Origin of the sequence: Inquilinus limosus (genome assembly GCF_051487185.1) — a bacterium.
Classification (GTDB): domain Bacteria; phylum Pseudomonadota; class Alphaproteobacteria; order DSM-16000; family Inquilinaceae; genus Inquilinus; species Inquilinus limosus_F.
Map to the genome: position 1 here is coordinate 178,480 of NZ_JAHVDK010000006.1, position 18,242 is coordinate 196,721.

Here is an 18,242-nt window from a genome sequence, read left to right on the forward strand (position 1 = left end):
GGCCATCGCACCGCCGCCATCGCCGACACGATTTCACCACCTTTCATCGCTAGCCGTTGCCAGCCGATCTGCCGAAAGGACCGACCGCGTGAGGACCCTTGCCGATCCCGACCACAGCCCGGCCCAGCCGACCGATCCGGTTCACGCGCCCGCCCGCGATGGGGAAGGGCCGCGAATCGGCGTCATCGCGTCGATCATCGTCGCCTTCATCGCCCTGGTCGCGGCGATCTATCTCGGGGTCGAAAGCCGCAGCGCCGGACAGAGCCGCGACGGCCTGCAGGCCCGGCTGGAAGCGGCGGAGCAGGAGCTGGCGGCGTTGAAGCAGGCCGGTGCCGACCGCGACGCGCTGAAGGCCGAATCGGAAAGGCTGCAGGCGGAGCTCGGCCAGGGCCGGTCCGCGCTGGACGAGACCGTGCGGCGCCGCGACCAGGCGGCTCAGGAGGCCGACGCGGCCGCGGCCCGGGTCCGGGCCGTGCGGGACCAGGTGACCGCCACCGAGGCGCAGCTGGCGGCGAAGCAGGGGCAGATCGCCGCGCTCAACGGCCAGCTGGACCAGCTCCGCTCGCAGGAGGCGGCGCAGCGCGACAGCTACGGCCGGCTGAACGCCGACGCCGCGGCGGTGAACGGCCAGCTGGCGCAGGCGACCGAGCAGCTGGGCCGCACCCAGAGCGACCTCGCCGCCGCCCGGCAGCAGCTCGCCGACCTGCAGGCCCAGATCGCGCGCACGACGGAGGAACTGAAGCGCCAGGCCGAGGCGGCGAAGCAATAGCGGCGGGGCCGCCTCACCCGGCCCATTCGAACAGCACGGTCGCCAGCGGCGGCAGGGTCAGGCGCACCGAATGGGGCCGGCCGTGCCAGGGCGAGGCCTCGGCCTCGACGCTGCCGAGATTGCCCATGCCGGAGCCCCCGTAGACGGCGGCGTCGGTGTTCAGCCGCTCGAGCCAGCGGCCACCGAAGGGCACGCCGATGCGGTAGTCCCGGCGCGGCACCGGGGTGAAGTTCGAGACCGCCAGCACCGGCCGGTCGCCGTCGCGGCCCCGGCGCAGCCAGACGAAGATCGAATCGGCGCTGTTGCTGGCGTCGACCCAGTCGAAGCCTTCCGGCTCGCAGTCATGGACATGCAGGGCCGGAAGCTCGCGGTACAGGCGGTTCAGATCGCCGATCAGCCGCTGCACCCCGGCATGGCGCTCGGCGCCCAGCAGGTGCCAGTCCAGGCTGCGGTCGTGGCCCCATTCGTTGCGCTGGGCGAATTCGCCGCCCATGAACAGCAGCTTCTTGCCCGGATGGGCCCACATGAAGCCGTAATAGGCGCGCAGATTGGCGAATTTCTGCCAGTCATCGCCCGGCATCTTGGCGAGCAGCGACCCCTTGCCGTGCACCACCTCGTCATGGCTCAGCGGCAGCACGAAGTTCTCGCTGAAGGCGTAGAGCAGGCCGAAGGTGAGGTCGGAATGGTGCCAGGTGCGATGGACCGGGTCCTTCTGCATGTAGCGGAGGGTGTCGTTCATCCAGCCCATGTTCCATTTGTAGCCGAAGCCCAGGCCCCCGAGATGGGCCGGGCGCGACACCGCCGGCCAGGCGGTCGATTCCTCGGCCACCGTGGTCACGCCGTCATGCCGGCCGAACACTTCGACGTTGGTCTGGCGCAGGAAATCCACCGCCTCCAGATTCTCCCGGCCGCCGAACCGGTTCGGCACCCATTCGCCGGGCTTGCGGCTGTAGTCGAGATACAGCATCGAGGCCACGGCATCGACGCGCAGCCCGTCGACATGGAAGCGGTCGAGCCAGTAGAGGGCGTTGCCCAGCAGGAGGTTGCGCACCTCGGACCGGCCGTAATTGTAGATCAGCGTGCCCCAGTCCTGGTGCATACCCTGGCGCGGATCGGCGTGCTCGTACAGCGCGGTGCCGTCGAACCGGGCCAGGCCGTGCTCGTCGGTCGGGAAATGCCCCGGCACCCAGTCCAGCAGCACGCCGAGCCCGGCGCGGTGGCAGCGGTCGACGAAGCCGGCGAAGTCCTCGGGCGGGCCGAGGCGGCTGGTCGGGGCGTAGAGGCCGATCGGCTGATAACCCCAGGAGCCGTCGAAGGGGTGCTCGCTGACCGGCAGCAGCTCGATATGGGTGAAGCCCAGGCCGGCGGCATAGGGAATCAGCTGGTCGCCCAGCTCGCGCCAGGACAGGGGCCGGCCACCGTCCTCCGGCACCCGGCGCCAGGAGCCGGGATGCACCTCGTAGATGCTGATCGGGGCGTCGCGCCGCTGCGCCGCCGCGCGCCGCGCCAGCCATTCGGCGTCGTCCCAGCCGTATTCGGGCACGCCGTGCACGATCGAGGCGGTCTTCGGCGGATGCTCGGCCCGGAAGGCGAAGGGGTCGGTCTTCAGCGGCAGCAGGTCGCCGTTCGGGCCGCGGATCTCGAATTTGTACGCCGCGCCGGGTCCGACCGCGGGCAGGAAGATCTCCCACACGCCGATACCGGGATGCAGCCGCATCGGGTGCAGCCGCCCGTCCCAGCTGTTGAAGTCGCCGACCACGGCGACGCGCCGGGCATTCGGCGCCCAGACGGCGAAGACGGTGCCGTCCATCCCCTCCAGCGTGCGCGGATGGGCACCGAGCCGGCGGTAGAGCTCGAGATGCGTGCCCTCGCCGAGCAGATGGAGGTCGAGCTCGCCGAAGCTGGACGGGAAGCGGTAGGGATCCTCGATCTCCCACACCCCGCCGGCGAAGCCGTAATCGATGCGCAGGCGGTAGCGCAGCGGATAGGGGCGCGCCACCCGGCCGTGGAACAGCCCGGCGGGATGGCACCGGTCCAGCCGGACCAACACGTCGCCGCTGTCCGGGTCGACCGCCTCGACCGCCACGGCGTCCGGCCGAAAGCAGCGCAGGACCGTGCCGTCCCCGTCCGGATGGGGGCCGAGCACGCCAAACGGGTCGCGGTGGTCGGAGGCGACGAGCGCCGCGATGTCGGCGGGGGCGGTCAGGCTGGGGGACTGGGCGTCCGGCTCGGCCGGAGGGCGGGGATGCGCGATTCGAGTCATCGAGGCCTCCATCCTCCCGTCATCTTGACCGGTTCCTGCCGCAAACAACAAGGGCGGATCCGGGATGGATCCGCCCTCGTGTCATGTATCGCGGTGGGGCCCGATCAGCCGCCGGATCCGGGCGCGGCCGGCGCCGGGGCCGGCTGGCTGCCGCCTTCGGCCGGCGGCGTGGCCGGCGCCGCCGGGGCGGGCTGGCCGGTCTGGCCGGCTTCCGGTGCCGCGCCCTGGCCGTTCTGCTGCTTCTGCTTCTCCGCCTCGACCGCGGCCATCTGCTTCTGGATGAAGTCGGCCAGCTTGTTCGAGGCGTCGTCCGCCAGCGCCTTGTCCGTCCGCAGCGCCTGGTGGAAGAAGGCGCTGTAGTAGTTGTCGTCGAGGGTGAAGACCAGCGCGGCGGCGATCTGCTGCTGGTTCATCGTGCAGCTCAGATCGGCCCGCTTCATGGCGTAGGGGCCCATGATCACGGCCGGCTGGTCGCTGCTCTTCCAGTCGGTGCCGCAGACCGACTTCATGATCTCGAGATAGCGCTTGGCGAACTGGTCGATCTCGACCGCGTCGCCGCGCGGCTCCTGATGCAGGCCACCGACGACCTTGCCGTCGGTGCCGACCTGCCAGGCCTGGTTGATCTGCAGCGGGTCGCGCGGCAGCTTGCGCGGATCGGCGATGCCGACATTCTGCAGCCCGGCGCCGTTCAGGATGTCCTGCAGCGCCCCGACCGGCATGCCGAAGCCCTGGGCGCCGATCAGGGTGCGCGGGTCGACCGGCGGGTTGTTGGCCTGGGCCTGGGCGATCAGCTTGCGGGCGGCATCGATGCAGCTCTTCAGCGCGTTGAGGCCCGCCCCGGTGCCGGTGAGCGGGAAGGTGTACTCACCCTTCGGGGTGGTCACGATGGCCTTGTTGCCTTTGGCGATGGCCTGGAACAGGTCGCCATTCGGCCCGGTCGGGATGACATAGGCCTCGGGGTTGACCGGCAGGGCCTCGAAGCTCTTGTCGAAGCTGGTGTCGACCCGGATGCGGCCCTGCCCCTTGTCGCCTTCCTTCAGCCCCCAGTCCTTCCGGATCACGGCCACGTTGAAGGCATAGTCCGGGGCCATCTGGAAGCTCAGGGCGGAATTGCCGTCATACGGCTTCTGGATGCCGCAGTAAGCGAACTGGCCGTTGCTCGGATTGGGCACGGCGCCGCCCCTCCAGCCGCCGGCGTCGATCCTGAATTCCTTCGGCAGCGGCACCTGCTGACCCTGCCGCGGCGCCGCCTGGGCCTGGGCCGGCGGGGTCTGCTGCTGCTGGGCGGCCGGGGCCGCGGGCGCCTCCGCCGGCTTCGCGGGCTGTTCCGGTTGGGCGGCCTGCTGCGCGATCGCCGGGGCGGCGAACAGGAGCGGGAGCAGCGCCACACCGGCGCGGAGGGTCGAAAGCTTCATTCCAGACGCGTCCGTTCAGTTCTCCAGGCGGGGAGTCTCGAGCCTCCCGGCAGGGCCGGCACACTCGGCCAGAGCGGCGCGGCTTGTCAATCCGGCACAACGCAGCGAAGCGGTTACCAGCGCAGATGCGGCTACCAGCGGAGATACAGCGCCAGGAACATATAGGCCGCGAATACCAGCAGCAGCACGCCCGCGACGCGGTCGATCCACAGGAGTGTCCGCGGGGTCAGGCGGCCGCCGGTGGCGGAGACGACAAAGCTCAGCGTCGTGAACCAGGAGACGGAGCCGAGCAGCACGCCGGCGACCAGGATCAGGCCGGAGGCGAAGGACAGCGTCTCCGCCAGCCCGACCGCGGTGAAGGCGGTGGCGAAGGTCAGGATCGTCATCGGGTTGCTAAGGGTGAGCAGGAAGGCGGTGGCGACCGCCGTGATCTCGCTGCCCTCGGTCCGCCCGGTCTCCGGGTCGCGCTCGATATGGCCGGCATGCAGCAGGGTGCGGATGGCCAACACGAACAGCACGGTGCCGCCGATCAGGTGCAGCGCGTCCTTCAGCGTGATCAGCCAGGCGCTCAGCGCCACCATGCCGAAGGCGGCGATCAGGCCGAACAGCCCGTCCGCGAAGGCGGCGCCGACGCCGGTCAGGATGCCGAAGCGGGGACCGTGGATCAGCGTCCGGCGGATGCAGAGGACGCCGATAGGGCCGACCGGCGCGGCAATGGCGATACCGAGCGCGACGCCTTTGGCGAACAGGAAGGGATCGAGCATCACGGGGGTGTCGCCGGCCTCGTGTCACGGTGAAGCGATCGCGAATGGTGGTTCGCCGGCCCTTCGATTAAACCAATGCGAGATCGAAACCAACGGGGGCGATTCGGATGGACGCGAAACACCGCCTCGATGCCATCGGTCGTACCCTCGTGCTGGCATTGCAGGAGAACGCCCGGGCCAGCTATGCCGAGCTGGGCCGTCTGGTCGGCCTGTCGCCGCCGGCGGTGGCCGAGCGGGTGAAGCGACTGGAGGATCAGGGCGTGATCAAGAGCTTCCGGGCCGAGATCGATCGCGCCCGCCTCGGCTACGGCCTCTCCGCCTTCGTCCGCCTGCGCTGCCGGGCGGAGACGTTCCCGGCCGTCGAGGCCTTCGCCCGCGCCGTGCCCGAGGTGGTGGAGTGCCATGAGGTCGCAGGCGAGGACGCCTATGTCTTCAAGGTGGTGGCCCGGTCGATCCAGCATCTCGACGAAATCCTGCTGCGCCTCGCCGCCTTCGGCGCGACCACCTCCTCGCTGATCCTGTCCTCGCCGGTCGCCAGCCGCGTGCTGCCGCCCGCCGGGGACTGATCGGGAGCCGCACCGCTTTCCTGTTGCGGCGCGGCATGGCTGCGCCGCAATCTTCCAGCCAGGCCCGACCGCCTCTGAAGGGACGATGTTCGAAAAGATCCTGATCGCCAATCGCGGTGAGATCGCCTGCCGCGTCATCCGGACCGCGCGGCGCATGGGCATCAAGACCGTAGCCGTCTATTCCGAGGCCGATGCCGACGCGGTGCATGTCCGCCTGGCCGACGAGGCGGTGCCGATCGGCCCGGCGCCATCGGCCCAGTCCTATCTGGTGATCGACCGCATCGTCGAAGCCTGCCGCGCCACCGGCGCCCAGGCGGTGCATCCCGGCTACGGCTTCCTGTCCGAGAATTCGCGCTTCTGCGCGGCGCTGGAAGCGGCGGGCATCGCCTTCATCGGGCCGGGCGTCGGCGCCATCGAGGCGATGGGCGACAAGATCGAATCGAAGAAGCTGGCCCAGGCCGCCGGCGTCTCGACCGTGCCCGGCCATCTGGCGCCGATCGCCGATGAGGAGGAGGCGGTCGCGGTCTGCCGCCGCATCGGCTATCCGGTGATGCTGAAGGCTTCGGCCGGCGGCGGCGGCAAGGGCATGCGCGTCGCCGGCAACGACGTCGAGGCGCGCGAGGGCTTCCGCTCCGCCCGCAACGAGGCGCGCTCCGCCTTCGGCGACGACCGGGTCTTCGCCGAGAAGTTCATCGAGGAGCCGCGGCATATCGAGATCCAGGTGCTGGCCGACGCGCACGGCAACACCGTCTATCTCGGCGAGCGCGAATGCTCGATCCAGCGCCGGCACCAGAAAGTGATCGAGGAGGCGCCGTCACCCGTTTTGGACGAGGCCACCCGGCGGGCGATGGGCGAGCAGGCCTGCGCCCTGGCCCGGGCCGTCGGCTACCGCTCCGCCGGCACGGTCGAGTTCATCGTCGGCGCCGATCGCTCCTTCTATTTCCTGGAGATGAACACAAGGCTTCAGGTCGAGCATCCGGTGACCGAGGCGGTGACCGGCCTCGACCTGGTCGAGCTGATGATCCGCATCGCGGCCGGGGAGCCTCTGCCGTTCCGGCAGGAGGATGTCCGGCTGCAGGGCTGGGCGATCGAGGCCCGGGTCTATGCCGAGGATCCGCTGCGCGGCTTCCTGCCCTCGATCGGCCGGCTGACCCGCTACCGCGCGCCGGAGGAGGGGCCCGGGGTGCGGGTCGACACCGGGGTCGAGGAAGGCGGCGAGATCTCGATGCATTACGACCCGATGATCGCCAAGTTGATCGGCATCGGCGCCGACCGGACCGCCGCTATCGCCTCGATCCGCAGCGCCCTCGACGGTTTCGTGATCCGCGGCGTCAATCACAATATCCCGTTCCTGGCGGCGCTGATGCACCATCCGCGCTTTGTCGAGGGGCGGCTGACCACCCGCTTCATCGCCGAGGAGTTCCCCGACGGCTTCCACGGCACCGCTCCGGCTGGAGAAGCGGCCGACCGTGTGGCCGCCGTCGGCGCCGCGCTCTTGCACCGCCAGGCTCTGCGCGGCGCCGCGGCAGGGCCGCGCGACTGGGTGCTGCGCGCCGGCCGCCAGAACCGGCCGGTGACGGTGGAGGAGGCGGCGGACGGCTGGAACGTCACCCTGGACGGCCGACCCTTCGCCATCCAGGATCGCTGGCGGCCGGGCGAGATGCTGTTCGACGGCACGGTGGACGGGGATCGCTTGGTGGCGCAGGTCGACCGACGTCCGGTGGGCCTGCGCCTGACCCATGCGGGCGGCGAGGCCGACCTGGTGCTGCTGACGCCGCGCGCCGCGGCTTTGGCCGAGCTGATGCCGGTGAAGGCACCGCCCGACATGTCGCGTTTCCTGCTGTCGCCGATGCCGGGCCTGCTGGTCTCGGTCGCGGTCGCCCCGGGCGAGCCGGTGCGCGCCGGGCAGGAGCTGGCAGTGGTCGAGGCGATGAAGATGGAGAATATCCTGCGGGCGGAGCGCGACGGCGTTGTCGAGGCCCTGCATGCCATGCCGGGCGACAGCCTGGCGGTCGACCAGAAGATCCTGGAATTCGCAGCGGCCTGAGGCCGGGAGAACGCCATGCCGAACCGAATCGCTCGTCTGCTGCCGCCGCTGGCCCTGCTGCTCCTGGCCGGCTGCGGCGATGGCCTCACCCCGCCGGAGAATCCGGGGCCGCCGCCGCCGATCGCCCAGATGCGGGACGACGACCTGCACCCGCCGCCCGGCCCGACCGACCCCTTCATGATCCGGGTCGATGACCAGGCGCTGGGGGCCTGGGCCGACTATTGTACCCGGATCAAGGACCTGGCCGGTCCGAACCGGCCACCGAGCGCGGAGAAGACGCGGATCGAGGGCGACCTGCGCAAATGCGAGGAGATCTTCGCCCAGTGACGGGACGAGGCTCCGGCGACGAGACCGAAGCCCGCGCCCGCTGGTTCGCCGACGTCATGGCCGGCCGCGGGGCTGGCGGCCGCCCCGGCCTGGCCGTGGCGGTCGGCGACCACACCCAGGCGCTGCTGGTCGAGCTCGAGACCGTGTTCGGCGCCGGCGCCTGGATCGCGACCGTGATCCTCGCCGTTGCCGTCATAGAGGCCCATCTGCGCGAGCAGGCGATCGCTTCCGGCCGCGCGGTCGATCCCTATCTCAATGCCGGGACGCTGTTCGCCGAGGCCGGGCTGGACGAGCGCTTCGACGCGCTGCGCCGGGCCCGCAACCGGGCGCTGCACGTCTCCGACCCGCCGACGCTGACGGTCGACATGCACTGGTTCGAGGCGGAGCGGCTGGAGGCCGAGGCGCGCTTCGCCGTCCGTCTGGTCGCCGCCGCGCTCTACGGCGGCGCGCTGCCGGAGGAGCCGGAGGAGGAGGAATGAGCGGGGATCGCAAGACGCTGTCGCTGCGTATCACCGGCCGGGTCCAGGGCGTCGGCTACCGCGCCTGGCTCGCCGGCCAGGCCGCGGCCGCCGGGCTGGACGGCTGGGTGCGCAACCGCCGTGATGGCTCGGTCGAGGCGCTGCTGTCCGGCCGGCCCTATGCGGTCGACCAGGTGGTCGCTGTCTGCCATCGCGGACCGGGGCCGGCCCTGGTCGACCGGGTGCAGGCAGTCGAGGCGGAGCCGCCGGACCACCCCGGCTTCGCGCAGTGGCCGACGCTGTGACCGGGACCCCGCGGCTCGGCGTCGGCGCCTTTATCCGGGACGCGGAAGGCCGGCTGCTGCTGGTGCAGCGGCGGCGGGAGCCGGAGGCCGGGCATTGGGGCCTTCCCGGCGGCAAGGTCGATTTCGGCGAGACGGTCGAGGCGGCGGTGCTGCGCGAGATCGAGGAGGAGCTCGGCGTCGTGCTCCGGCTCGACGGGCTGCTCTGCCTCGTCGACCAGATCGACCGCGCGGCCGGCAGCCATTGGGTGGCGCCGGTGTACCGCGCCGCCATCGCCGTGGGCGAGCCGGCGAACCGCGAGCCGGCGGCCCTGGCCGCGATCGGCTGGTTCGCCCTCGACGCCCTGCCGCAGCCGCTGACCCTGGCCACCCGGGTGGCGATGGAGGCGGCGAGGTCGGCCTAGACCTCGCCAATACGTCAGAACACGAAACGCAGGGGAAACTGAGCCATGACCCGGTCGAGGTGCTCCCTGGCGCAGCGCCGGATGTCGTCCGGGTTGCTCACCGTCCGGTCGGCAAGCCTGAAGGACAGATCGCCCTTCGCGACGCATTCGACGAGCCGCTCGATCAGGTCCTCTTCGCCCTGCGTTCCGTCGAGATGCGCCATCAGGCAGCGTTCCACCACGTCGAGAACGACCGACTCGTGCCAGGCGTTGGTGATCCGGGCCATCCCCGCCTTCTCCGTGCACGCCGCATAGCGCCGCCACGCCTCCGGCACCGCAAACGCCGGCCCGGGCTTGGCCACCGGGCTCAGCCGGACCTTCCCGCGATCGAGCATCACCAGCAATTCGACGAGGTCGGTCACCTCGGCTTCGGCTTCGGCCGGCATCTCCCCGGGCAGGGCGGCCTCGACCGCTGCCATCAGCGACCGGAAATCCAGCGTCCCCGGCCAGGCCGCCGTCAGCGCCGCCGCCGCTGCCTTGACCGATCGCTGCGGCAGTATCACAGGACGGAGGCTCGGCGGGCCGTAGGGCCGCGGCGCATCGTCCAGCACGGCGTCTCCCTGGGGAGGAAGGAAGGCGGCGACATGGAGCGCCCGCAGCCGCTCACCGTCGAGGCGGTAGCGGATATCCCCGGCCCGATCGGCATGGACCAGAAGGGTCTGGCGAAACGTCCGGTTGCTGACGAAATCGAGATATTGCTCGAGCCGGATCTGGCTGTCGCCGCATTCCCGCAGCAGCGGGCCGGCGACGGATTCGCCGAAATTGGCGGCGAACATCGACGCAGGCACCGCATCGCCGAGATAGGCCAGCCCAGTCTTCTCCGCCGCCGCGACGAAGTCCCCGAAATAGCAAGGCGAGTTGTAGAGCTCGAGGAACTCGTGCTGGAGGTATGATTCGTGGAACGATTTCAGGACGCCGCTCTGCTCGGCCACGATGCGGCCCATCAGGCTGTTGGGGTCGGTGACGCCGGAGAGGAAATCGATCATCCCCCGGGCGTAGGCAAGCGGCTGTTCTTTCGACCCCGCATGGCGGCCGCGCAGGATCATGGCGTCGCGCACGACCTCCTTCGCCTTCCAGCCAGGATAGCAGTTGTAGCTGACGTAGGCGATGCCATCGGGGGCGAGGTTCTCGCGGCAGACACGAAGGATCGCCTCCCGCACCTCCGGCGGCACCCAGCTGTAGACGCCGTGGCAGATGATGTAGTCGAAAACCCCGAGTGTCGGGGCGATCTCGCTCAGATCGCCCTGGTGCAGCTCGATGTTGTTCAGACCGAGCTCGGCGGCGGCTCGCCGGCCCGCGTCGATCTGGACGGGCGACAGGTCGATGCCGACCACACGGCTCTCCGGATACAGGAGCGCAAGCGGCAGGATGTTGCCGCCGGACGCGCAACCCAGCTCCAGCACCCGGCTGGTCGCGACCCTCGGGGCCGACAGGCCGAAGAGATGCGCGACCGTCTCGAGGTGGTCGGGGGACGTGGTCGGGAAGGAATGGGAGTCATACGGGACCGTGTCATAGGCGTCCCTGATCTGATCGATGATATCGGACATGCGCGCTCCGTCGGCTCGAAATCGCCCGCTTTGGTTCCTCGCGGGCCAGGCTCAGGCTGGCAGCCGTTTCGGTGGCCCGTCCGAAAGGATGGTCGCCCCTTGAAATGATCTATCCTAACAGCAGGTCGGAGAGCTTTCCTAGCCGCGGATGCGCCATAAGCGAGGGTGCGGCCGGAATGTTCCCGGCCGCTTCAGGTTGCGGCCGCCGCCCGTTCCAGGAACTCGTCCGGCCCGTCGACCTCGACCAGCCGCCGGTTGCGGATCTCCAGATAGCGCGTGCCGATGCCGCGCAGCATGCGCCGGTCATGGGTGACGAAGACGCAGGTCGTGTCGTCGCGCGACAGCAGGTCCTCCAGCCGCTCGCGCCCGGCGATGTCGAGATGGTTGGTCGGCTCGTCCAGCAGGTAGATGTTGGGCTGGCGCAGCCGCAGCAGCAGGAAGGTGACGCGCAGCTGCTCGCCGTAGCTGAGATTGGCGATCGGCGTCGCCTGCTTCTCGATCGGGATGCCGATGTTGTGCAGCTCCCGCACCAGCTCGGAATCGCGCAGGGTCGAGGCCGCCTGCAGCGCCCGGTTGACCGGCATCTGCCGCGGCAGGTCCGACAGGTGCTGGTCGAGATAGCCGGGCCGCAGCTGCGGGTTGGCGGTGATCGACTGGCCGATCGGCGCGTCGCCCGCCGCCGCCCGGGTGATCGCCGCCATCAGGTCGCGGATCAGATGCGACTTGCCGGTGCCGTTCAGGCCGAGAAGGGCGATGCGGTCGCCGCGGCGGATGAATTCCTGCTCGATGCGCAGCAGCTCGCGCCCGGATTCGGTGCGCACGACATGGTCTTTCAGCCGCACCAGCGTCTCGCGTTGGACCGCGCCGGTGTCGAGATTGATGTCCCGCCGCGCCTCGCGATGCGCCACCGTGGCGCGCGCCCGCTGCTGCTCGGCCCGGGCCGCGACCGCCTTGGCGCGCCGGGCCATGTCCGGGTTGTGCCCCTTGAGGTTAGACCAGATCGCCAGCCGCTTGGCCGCGCGCTCCAGCCGCTCGACCTCCTTCTCATCGCGCTCGGCCTGCTGCAGCGCCGCCAGATCCTCGCGGATCAGCTCCTGCCGCGCCTGCGAGAAGGAGGTGCCGTAGGTCCGCACCCGGTCGCCGCGAAGGATGATGGTGCGGTCGGTCACCCGGTCCAGGAACTCGCGGTCGTGCGACACCAGGATGAAGGGCAGGCGCAGATGCTCGGTCAGCCAGCGCTCCAGCCGCATCACCTTGCCGACATCGAGGTGGTTGCTCGGTTCGTCCAGGATCAGCAGGTCCGGGTCGGCCAGCGTCGCCCGCGCCACCAGCAGGAGGCGCTGCCAGCCGCCGGACAGCTCAGCGACCGTCTGCGCATGCCAAAGCTCCGGTTCGATCCCCAGCTCGTCCAGCACCACATCGGCGCGCCACGCCTGGTCGTCGCGCGTGGCCTCGGGCAGGGCTCGCACCATCGCCTCGTGCAGCGTCAGGGGCAGGATCCCGGCCGGCACCGCCTGCGGCACATGGCCGATCAGGAGGCCGCGCCGGCGCACGATGCGGCCGCGGTCCAGCTCGATCTCGCCCAGCAGCGCCTGGATCAGCGTCGACTTGCCGCTGCCGTTGTCGCCGACCAGGCCGATCCGGTCGTCGGGATGGACGGCGAAGCTGGCGTCCTGGAACAGCGCCCGGCCGCCGATCTTGAGGGTGATGGCTTCGGCCTGGAGGAGCATGATGGGACTCGGATTCGGCGATCGGACCGGGGAGGGTACCAGATGCCCGATCGGAACAAGACGAAAGATCGTGACCCGAAGGACAAGGCCGATGAGGCCAGACGCCGGGAGGAGGCGGCCGCCTGGAAGGAGCGGAACGCCGAGGCGATCCGGAGCCACAACGAGCGGGTCGAGCGGGAAGGATTGATTCTGGAGAAGTATTGGCGATTGCGGTGTGATCGGCATGGAGGAACGTCCCTAGCCGAGTCAGACGGGCTTGCTATGCGCACTGTGAGTGCGCATACTGTCGCCATGATCTCGACCGACGAAAAGCGCACCCCGCGCCGTGCGACCAATCTCAGCCTCTCGGCCGAGGCGACCCGCCGTGCCAGGGAATATGGCCTGAACATTTCCAGGATCGCCGAGGATGCGATCGTCGAGGCGGTGCGCCGGTATGAAGGTGAACTCTGGAAGCAACAGAATGCCGAGGCGATCCGAAGCTACAATGAATGGGTGGCGGAAGAGGGCCTGCCCTTCGCGAAATTCCGGCAATTCTGATGCGCTTCGACGTCCATCGCGTCACGGGATCCGATGTGGCTCTCGCGCTGAAGGTTCAATCGGAGTTCCATGACCATCTGGACACCTGCGTGGTCGTGCCGCTCATTCCCGTCGCTCGAACCAAGATGAAGCCGGCGCAACGGCTGCAGCCTGTGTTCAACGTTGCCGGTCAGCCTTATATTCTTGCCACGCCTGCGATGGCCTCGGTACCTGTCGGCAGCCTTGGTGACCGCATCGCTTCGCTGGCCGACCAGCACTCGGTGATCGTCGACGCCCTGGACTTTCTGTTCCAGGGCTTCTGAGGCCTACCCCTCGAACACCTCGTCCCAGGCCTCTCGCAGGGCCAGATCGACATCTGCCATGGTCACCGGCAGGCCGAGATCGACCAGCGAGGTGACGCCGTACTGGGCCAGGCCGCAGGGCACGATGCCGGCGAAATGCGACAGGTCGGGGTCGACGTTCAGCGCCACGCCGTGGAAGGTCACCCACTGCCGCACCCGCACCCCGATCGCGGCGATCTTCTTCTCGACGCCGTCGCGCTCGACCCAGATGCCGACCCGGCCCTCGCGCCGCTCGCCCTTCACCTGGAACCGCGCCAGGGCGCGGATCAGCCATTCCTCCAGCGAGTGCACATAGGCGCGCACGTCGGGGTTGCGCCGCTTCAGGTCGACCATGACATAGCCGACCCGCTGCCCCGGCCCGTGATAGGTGTACTGGCCGCCGCGACCGGTGCGGTAGACCGGGAAGCGGTCGGGCATCAGGAGATCGCCGTCCTGGGCGCTGGTGCCGGCGGTGTAGAGCGACGGGTGCTCCAGCAGCCACACCAGCTCCGGCGCTGTGCCGGCGCGAATCGCCGCCACCCGGGCCTCCATCGCCGCCAGCGCCTCGGGATAGGGCACGGCGCCGTCGTCGATGCGCCAGTCGGGCGCGGGGCGGATCGGGCCGCCCGGAACGGCGGTTTCGGCGGCGGCGGGAGACGGAATCGCGATCATCTCATCGGGCTGCTTGATCGGGCGCATGCGATCTGCTAATCCCCCCGCACCTCGGAAGGCAAGGCCCCTCGTGGGCACGCCTGCCGTGCGGTCGTGGCGGAATTGGTAGACGCGCAGCGTTGAGGTCGCTGTGGGCTAACCCCCGTGGAAGTTCGAGTCTTCTCGACCGCACCATTCTCGCAAGGCCCGCCCCACCGGCGGGCCTTTCGCGTTTCTCAGGTGCAGTGTCCCGTCGCCGCTCTTTCGCCCGGGCGGAACGCTGCCTATAACGGCTCGACCCGTAACGCTGTCCGGATCCCGCGAATGTCCAGCGACCTGCGCGATGCCGCGCTCGACTACCACCGTCTGCCGACCCCCGGAAAGATCGCGGTGGCCCCGACCAAGCCGCTGGCCACGCAACGCGACCTGGCCCTGGCCTATTCCCCGGGCGTCGCCGCGGCCTGCGAGGCGATCGTCGCCGACCCGCAGGAGGCGTCGCGCGTCACCAGCCGCGGCAATCTCGTCGCCGTGATCTCGAACGGCACCGCCGTGCTCGGCCTCGGCAATATCGGCCCGCTCGCCGCCAAGCCGGTGATGGAGGGCAAGGGCGTGCTGTTCAAGAAGTTCGCCGGCATCGACGTCTTCGACATCGAGGTCAACGAGACCGACCCGGACAAGCTGGTCGACATCATCGCCGCGCTGGAGCCGACCTTCGGCGGCATCAACCTTGAGGACATCAAGGCGCCGGAGTGCTTCGAAGTCGAATCGAAAGCCCGGGCGCGGATGAAGATCCCGGTCTTCCACGACGACCAGCACGGCACCGCGATCATCGTCGCCGCCGCCATCACCAACGGTCTGCGCGTCGTCGGCAAGGACCTGAAGTCGGTCAAGCTGGTCGCCTCCGGCGCCGGCGCCGCGGCGCTGGCCTGCCTCGACCTCCTGGTCGACATGGGCATGCCGATCGAGAACATCTGGGTCACCGACATCGCCGGCGTGGTCTGGGAAGGCCGCACCGAGCTGATGGACCCGCGGAAGCAGCGCTATGCCCGCAAGACCGAGGCGCGGACGCTGGCCGAGGTGATCGGCGGCGCCGACATCTTCCTCGGCCTGTCGGCGCCGCGGGTGCTGACGCAGGAGATGGTGCAGCGCATGGCCGACCGGCCGATCATCATGGCGCTGGCCAACCCGACGCCGGAGATCATGCCGGAGGAGGTGAAGGCGGTGCGGCCGGATGCCGTGATCGCCACCGGCCGGTCGGACTATCCGAACCAGGTCAACAACGTCCTCTGCTTCCCCTTCATCTTCCGCGGCGCGCTCGACGTCGGCGCCACGGCGATCAACGAGGCGATGAAGATCGCCGCGGTGCAGGCCATCGCCGACCTGGCGATGCAGGAGGGGTCGGACATCGTCGCCACCGCCTATGGCGACCAGCAGCTCAGCTTCGGCCCCGACTACCTGATCCCGAAGCCCTTCGACCCGCGGCTGATCATCAAGATCGCGCCGGCGGTGGCCAGGGCGGCGATGGACTCCGGCGTCGCCACCCGGCCGATCACTGATTTCGACGTCTATGTCGGCAAGCTGGAGGAGTTCGTGTTCCGCTCCGGCCTGGTCATGCGGCCGGTGTTCACCATGGCGAAGCAGGAGCCCAAGCGCGTCGCCTATGCCGAGGGCGAGGACGAGCGCGTGCTGCGCGCGGTCCAGGTCGTGCTCGACGACCAGCTCGCCAGGCCGATCCTGATCGGCCGCCGCGGCGTGGTCGAGCGCCGGATCGAGAAGCTGGGCCTGCGGCTGAAGCTCGACCGCGACGTCGAGCTGGTCGATCCCGAGAGCGACCCCCGCTACACCGAATACTGGCGCCTGTACCACCAGCTCCTGGCCCGGCGCGGCGTCTCGCCCGACGTGGCCCGCACGGTGGTGCGCACCAACGCGACCGTGATCGCGGCGCTGATGGTGCAGAAGCAGGAGGCCGACGCCATGATCTGCGGCAGCGTCGGCCCCTACCGGCCGCATCTGCGCGACGTGCTCAGCGTCATCGGCCTCAGGCCCGGCGTCGCCTCGCCGGCGGCGCTCAGCGCACTGGTGCTGCCGCGCGGCACCTTCTTCCTGGCGGACACCTACATCACCCCCGACCCGACGCCGGAGCAGATCGCCGAGACCACGCTGCTGGCGGCGGAGGAGATCAAGCGCTTCGGCATCGTGCCGAAGGTGGCGCTGCTGTCGCATTCCAATTTCGGCACCATGGACGGCCCGTCGCCGGTGAAGATGCGCCACGCCCTGGCCCTGATCCGGGAGCAGGCGCCGGACCTCGAGGTCGAGGGCGAGATGCACGCCGACGCGGCGCTGTCGCAGGAGATCCGCGACCGCATCTTCCCGGACAGCAAGCTGACCGGCAGCGCCAACCTCCTGGTGCTGCCGTCGCTCGACGCCGCCAACATCGCCTTCAACATGCTGAAGGTGCTGGGCGAGGCGATCTCGATCGGCCCGCTGCTGCTCGGTGCCGCGCGCCCCGCCCATATCGTGACCCCGTCGGTGACGGCGCGCGGCCTGGTCAACGTCACCGCGATCGCCACGGTCGACGCCCAGCTGGCGGGGGCGGTCTGCCCGATCGACGCCCATGCCCGGCAGGCGTCGCATCTGGCGCTCGAAGCCCTGTCGGTGTGAGTTGACGGCGGCGCCAGGCGGCGAAGCGGCCACGGCCGATCCCCAGGAATACGGCCTGCCGCCCGGCTTCGTGCAGGAGATCGAGGAGGCGCTTGACGACCATCGCCTCGCCGAGGTGGAGGAACGGCTGGCGCCGCTCCATTCCGCCGATCTGGCCGCGCTGCTCGAGGCGCTGCACCCGGACGACCGCCGCGTCGTCGTCGGGCTGATCCGGATCCAGCTCACCACCGACGCCGAGGCGCTGGCCTGGCTGAACGAGGATGTCCGGCAGGAGGTCCTCGACCTGCTCGGGCCGCAGGATGTTGCGGCGGCGCTGCAGGAGCTCGATTCCGACGACGCGCTGGCCCTGATCGAGACCCTCGACGAGGGCGAGCGCAACGCGGTCCTCGCCAACGTCCCGGCCGAGGAGCGGCGGCTCCTGCTTGAAGGGCTCGACTTCCCGGAATACTCCGCCGGCCGGCTGATGCAGCGCGAGCTGGTGGCGGTGCCGGACTATTGGACGGTCGGCAAGACCATCGATTGGCTGCGCACCGCCGAGGACCTGCCGGACGAGTTCTACAGCCTGTTCCTGGTCGACGTGCACGGCCGGCCGAGCGGCCAGCTGCCGCTGGCGCGCTTCCTGCGCGGCCGCCGCCCGGCCAAGCTGGCGGAGCTGGGGCTCGAGGACATCCACCCGATCCCGGCGACCATGGACCAGGAGGAGGTGGCGCTGCTGTTCCGGCGCTACGGCATGGTTTCGGCGCCGGTGGTGGACAAGGACGGCAAGCTGCTCGGCGTCATCACCCTCGACGATGTGGTCGACGTGATCGACGAGGAGGCGGAGGAGGACATCTTCCGCCTCGGCGGTATCGGCGAGCAGAGCGACCTCTACCGCGACGTCGCCGCCACCATCCGCTCGCGCTTCTCATGGCTGTTCGTCAACCTGCTGACGGCGGTGCTGGCCTCGGCGGTGATCGGGCTGTTCGAGGACACGATCAGCAAGGTCGTGGCGCTGGCCGTGCTGATGCCGATCGTCGCCTCGATGGGCGGCAATGCCGGCACCCAGACCCTGACCGTCGCGGTGCGGGCGCTGGCGATGCGCGAGCTGACCGACCGCAACGCAATCCGCATTCTGTGGAAGGAGGTGCTGGTCGGCGCCGTCAACGGCCTCCTGTTCGCGGCGATCACCGGCACGGTGGTGTGGCTGTGGTTCGCCGATCCGCGCCTGGCGCTGGTGATCGGCGCCGCGATGGTGATCAACCTGCTGGCCGCCGCCTTCTCGGGCACGGTGATCCCGCTGGCGCTGCAGCGCTTCGGGGTCGATCCGGCGGTGTCCAGCGGCGTGTTCCTGACCACGGTCACCGATGTGATCGGCTTCTTCGCCTTCCTCGGCCTGGCCGCGCTGATCCTGCTGTGACCGCCGCGGCACCTGCGGCCTGCTGATTTCTCCTCTGTCATGCCCG

17 protein-coding genes and 1 tRNA gene are annotated in these 18,242 nt (G+C 69.9%); 12 read left to right on the top strand and 6 right to left on the bottom strand.

What is annotated here, in order from left to right:
- Positions 1–88 precede the first annotated feature (88 nt).
- A complete protein-coding gene (locus KXR53_RS09045; RefSeq protein WP_437374793.1) occupies positions 89–769 on the top strand; it encodes a hypothetical protein in 681 nt (226 codons plus the stop codon).
- A gap of 13 nt (positions 770–782) precedes the next feature.
- Here KXR53_RS09045 and glgB read toward each other — a convergent pair whose 3' ends face one another.
- The 3 genes from glgB to KXR53_RS09060 form a co-directional block, all read right to left on the bottom strand.
- Complete coding sequence (gene glgB, locus KXR53_RS09050; RefSeq protein WP_437374794.1) at positions 783–3,032, bottom strand: 1,4-alpha-glucan branching protein GlgB; 2,250 nt, start codon at positions 3,030–3,032, stop codon at positions 783–785.
- Between the two features lie 104 nt (positions 3,033–3,136).
- Positions 3,137–4,447 (bottom strand): hypothetical protein, encoded by a 1,311-nt coding sequence (locus tag KXR53_RS09055; RefSeq protein WP_437374795.1) that lies wholly within the window; start codon positions 4,445–4,447, stop codon positions 3,137–3,139.
- Between the two features lie 131 nt (positions 4,448–4,578).
- Positions 4,579–5,211, bottom strand: coding sequence for a LysE family translocator (locus KXR53_RS09060; RefSeq protein ID WP_437374796.1), 633 nt, complete (start codon positions 5,209–5,211; stop codon positions 4,579–4,581).
- A gap of 107 nt (positions 5,212–5,318) precedes the next feature.
- Here KXR53_RS09060 and KXR53_RS09065 point away from each other — a divergent pair, with 107 nt between their 5' ends.
- The 6 genes from KXR53_RS09065 (at position 5,319) to KXR53_RS09090 (ending at position 9,315) form a co-directional block, all read left to right on the top strand.
- The gene (locus tag KXR53_RS09065; RefSeq protein WP_437374797.1) at positions 5,319–5,777 is read left to right on the top strand and encodes an Lrp/AsnC family transcriptional regulator; all 459 of its coding nucleotides are present in this window, start codon (positions 5,319–5,321) and stop codon (positions 5,775–5,777) included.
- 85 nt (positions 5,778–5,862) lie between these two features.
- On the top strand, positions 5,863–7,824 hold the full coding sequence (locus KXR53_RS09070; RefSeq protein WP_437374798.1) for an acetyl-CoA carboxylase biotin carboxylase subunit: 1,962 nt from the start codon (positions 5,863–5,865) through the stop codon (positions 7,822–7,824).
- 15 nt (positions 7,825–7,839) lie between these two features.
- Positions 7,840–8,151, top strand: a complete 312-nt coding sequence (locus KXR53_RS09075; RefSeq protein ID WP_437374799.1) for a hypothetical protein — start codon at positions 7,840–7,842, stop codon at positions 8,149–8,151.
- Positions 8,148–8,630 carry a hypothetical protein gene (locus tag KXR53_RS09080; RefSeq protein ID WP_437374800.1) on the top strand — a complete coding sequence of 161 codons (483 nt, stop codon included), beginning with the start codon at positions 8,148–8,150 and terminating at the stop codon, positions 8,628–8,630. Before KXR53_RS09075 ends, KXR53_RS09080 begins: the two co-directional genes overlap by 4 nt.
- Positions 8,627–8,914: an acylphosphatase gene (locus KXR53_RS09085; protein ID WP_437374801.1), complete on the top strand. Its 288-nt coding sequence runs from the start codon at positions 8,627–8,629 to the stop codon at positions 8,912–8,914. Before KXR53_RS09080 ends, KXR53_RS09085 begins: the two co-directional genes overlap by 4 nt.
- The gene (locus tag KXR53_RS09090; protein ID WP_437374802.1) at positions 8,911–9,315 is read left to right on the top strand and encodes an NUDIX domain-containing protein; all 405 of its coding nucleotides are present in this window, start codon (positions 8,911–8,913) and stop codon (positions 9,313–9,315) included. Before KXR53_RS09085 ends, KXR53_RS09090 begins: the two co-directional genes overlap by 4 nt.
- Before the next feature lie 14 nt (positions 9,316–9,329).
- Here KXR53_RS09090 and KXR53_RS09095 read toward each other — a convergent pair whose 3' ends face one another.
- Positions 9,330–10,901 carry a methyltransferase regulatory domain-containing protein gene (locus KXR53_RS09095; protein WP_437374803.1) on the bottom strand — a complete coding sequence of 524 codons (1,572 nt, stop codon included), beginning with the start codon at positions 10,899–10,901 and terminating at the stop codon, positions 9,330–9,332.
- 191 nt (positions 10,902–11,092) lie between these two features.
- Complete coding sequence (locus KXR53_RS09100; RefSeq protein ID WP_437374804.1) at positions 11,093–12,631, bottom strand: ATP-binding cassette domain-containing protein; 1,539 nt, start codon at positions 12,629–12,631, stop codon at positions 11,093–11,095.
- Positions 12,632–12,673: 42 nt separating this feature from the next.
- Here KXR53_RS09100 and KXR53_RS09105 point away from each other — a divergent pair, with 42 nt between their 5' ends.
- Positions 12,674–13,168, top strand: coding sequence for a type II toxin-antitoxin system CcdA family antitoxin (locus KXR53_RS09105; protein WP_437374805.1), 495 nt, complete (start codon positions 12,674–12,676; stop codon positions 13,166–13,168).
- On the top strand, positions 13,168–13,470 hold the full coding sequence (locus tag KXR53_RS09110; RefSeq protein WP_437374806.1) for a CcdB family protein: 303 nt from the start codon (positions 13,168–13,170) through the stop codon (positions 13,468–13,470). Before KXR53_RS09105 ends, KXR53_RS09110 begins: the two co-directional genes overlap by 1 nt.
- 3 nt (positions 13,471–13,473) lie before the next feature.
- Here the strand turns inward: KXR53_RS09110 and lipB are convergent, their stop codons facing one another.
- Positions 13,474–14,160, bottom strand: a complete 687-nt coding sequence (gene lipB / locus KXR53_RS09115) for a lipoyl(octanoyl) transferase LipB (protein ID WP_437374869.1) — start codon at positions 14,158–14,160, stop codon at positions 13,474–13,476.
- An 87-nt stretch (positions 14,161–14,247) separates the two neighbouring features.
- On the opposite strand from lipB, the gene KXR53_RS09120 reads away from it, so the two are divergent.
- The 3 genes from KXR53_RS09120 to mgtE all read left to right on the top strand — a co-directional run bounded on the left by KXR53_RS09120 (position 14,248) and on the right by mgtE (position 18,196).
- A tRNA-Leu gene (locus KXR53_RS09120) sits at positions 14,248–14,334 on the top strand.
- Between the two features lie 129 nt (positions 14,335–14,463).
- Positions 14,464–16,800, top strand: a complete 2,337-nt coding sequence (locus KXR53_RS09125; protein WP_437374807.1) for an NADP-dependent malic enzyme — start codon at positions 14,464–14,466, stop codon at positions 16,798–16,800.
- Between the two features lies 1 nt (position 16,801).
- A complete protein-coding gene (mgtE, locus tag KXR53_RS09130) occupies positions 16,802–18,196 on the top strand; it encodes a magnesium transporter (RefSeq protein WP_437374808.1) in 1,395 nt (464 codons plus the stop codon).
- Positions 18,197–18,242 lie beyond the last annotated feature (46 nt).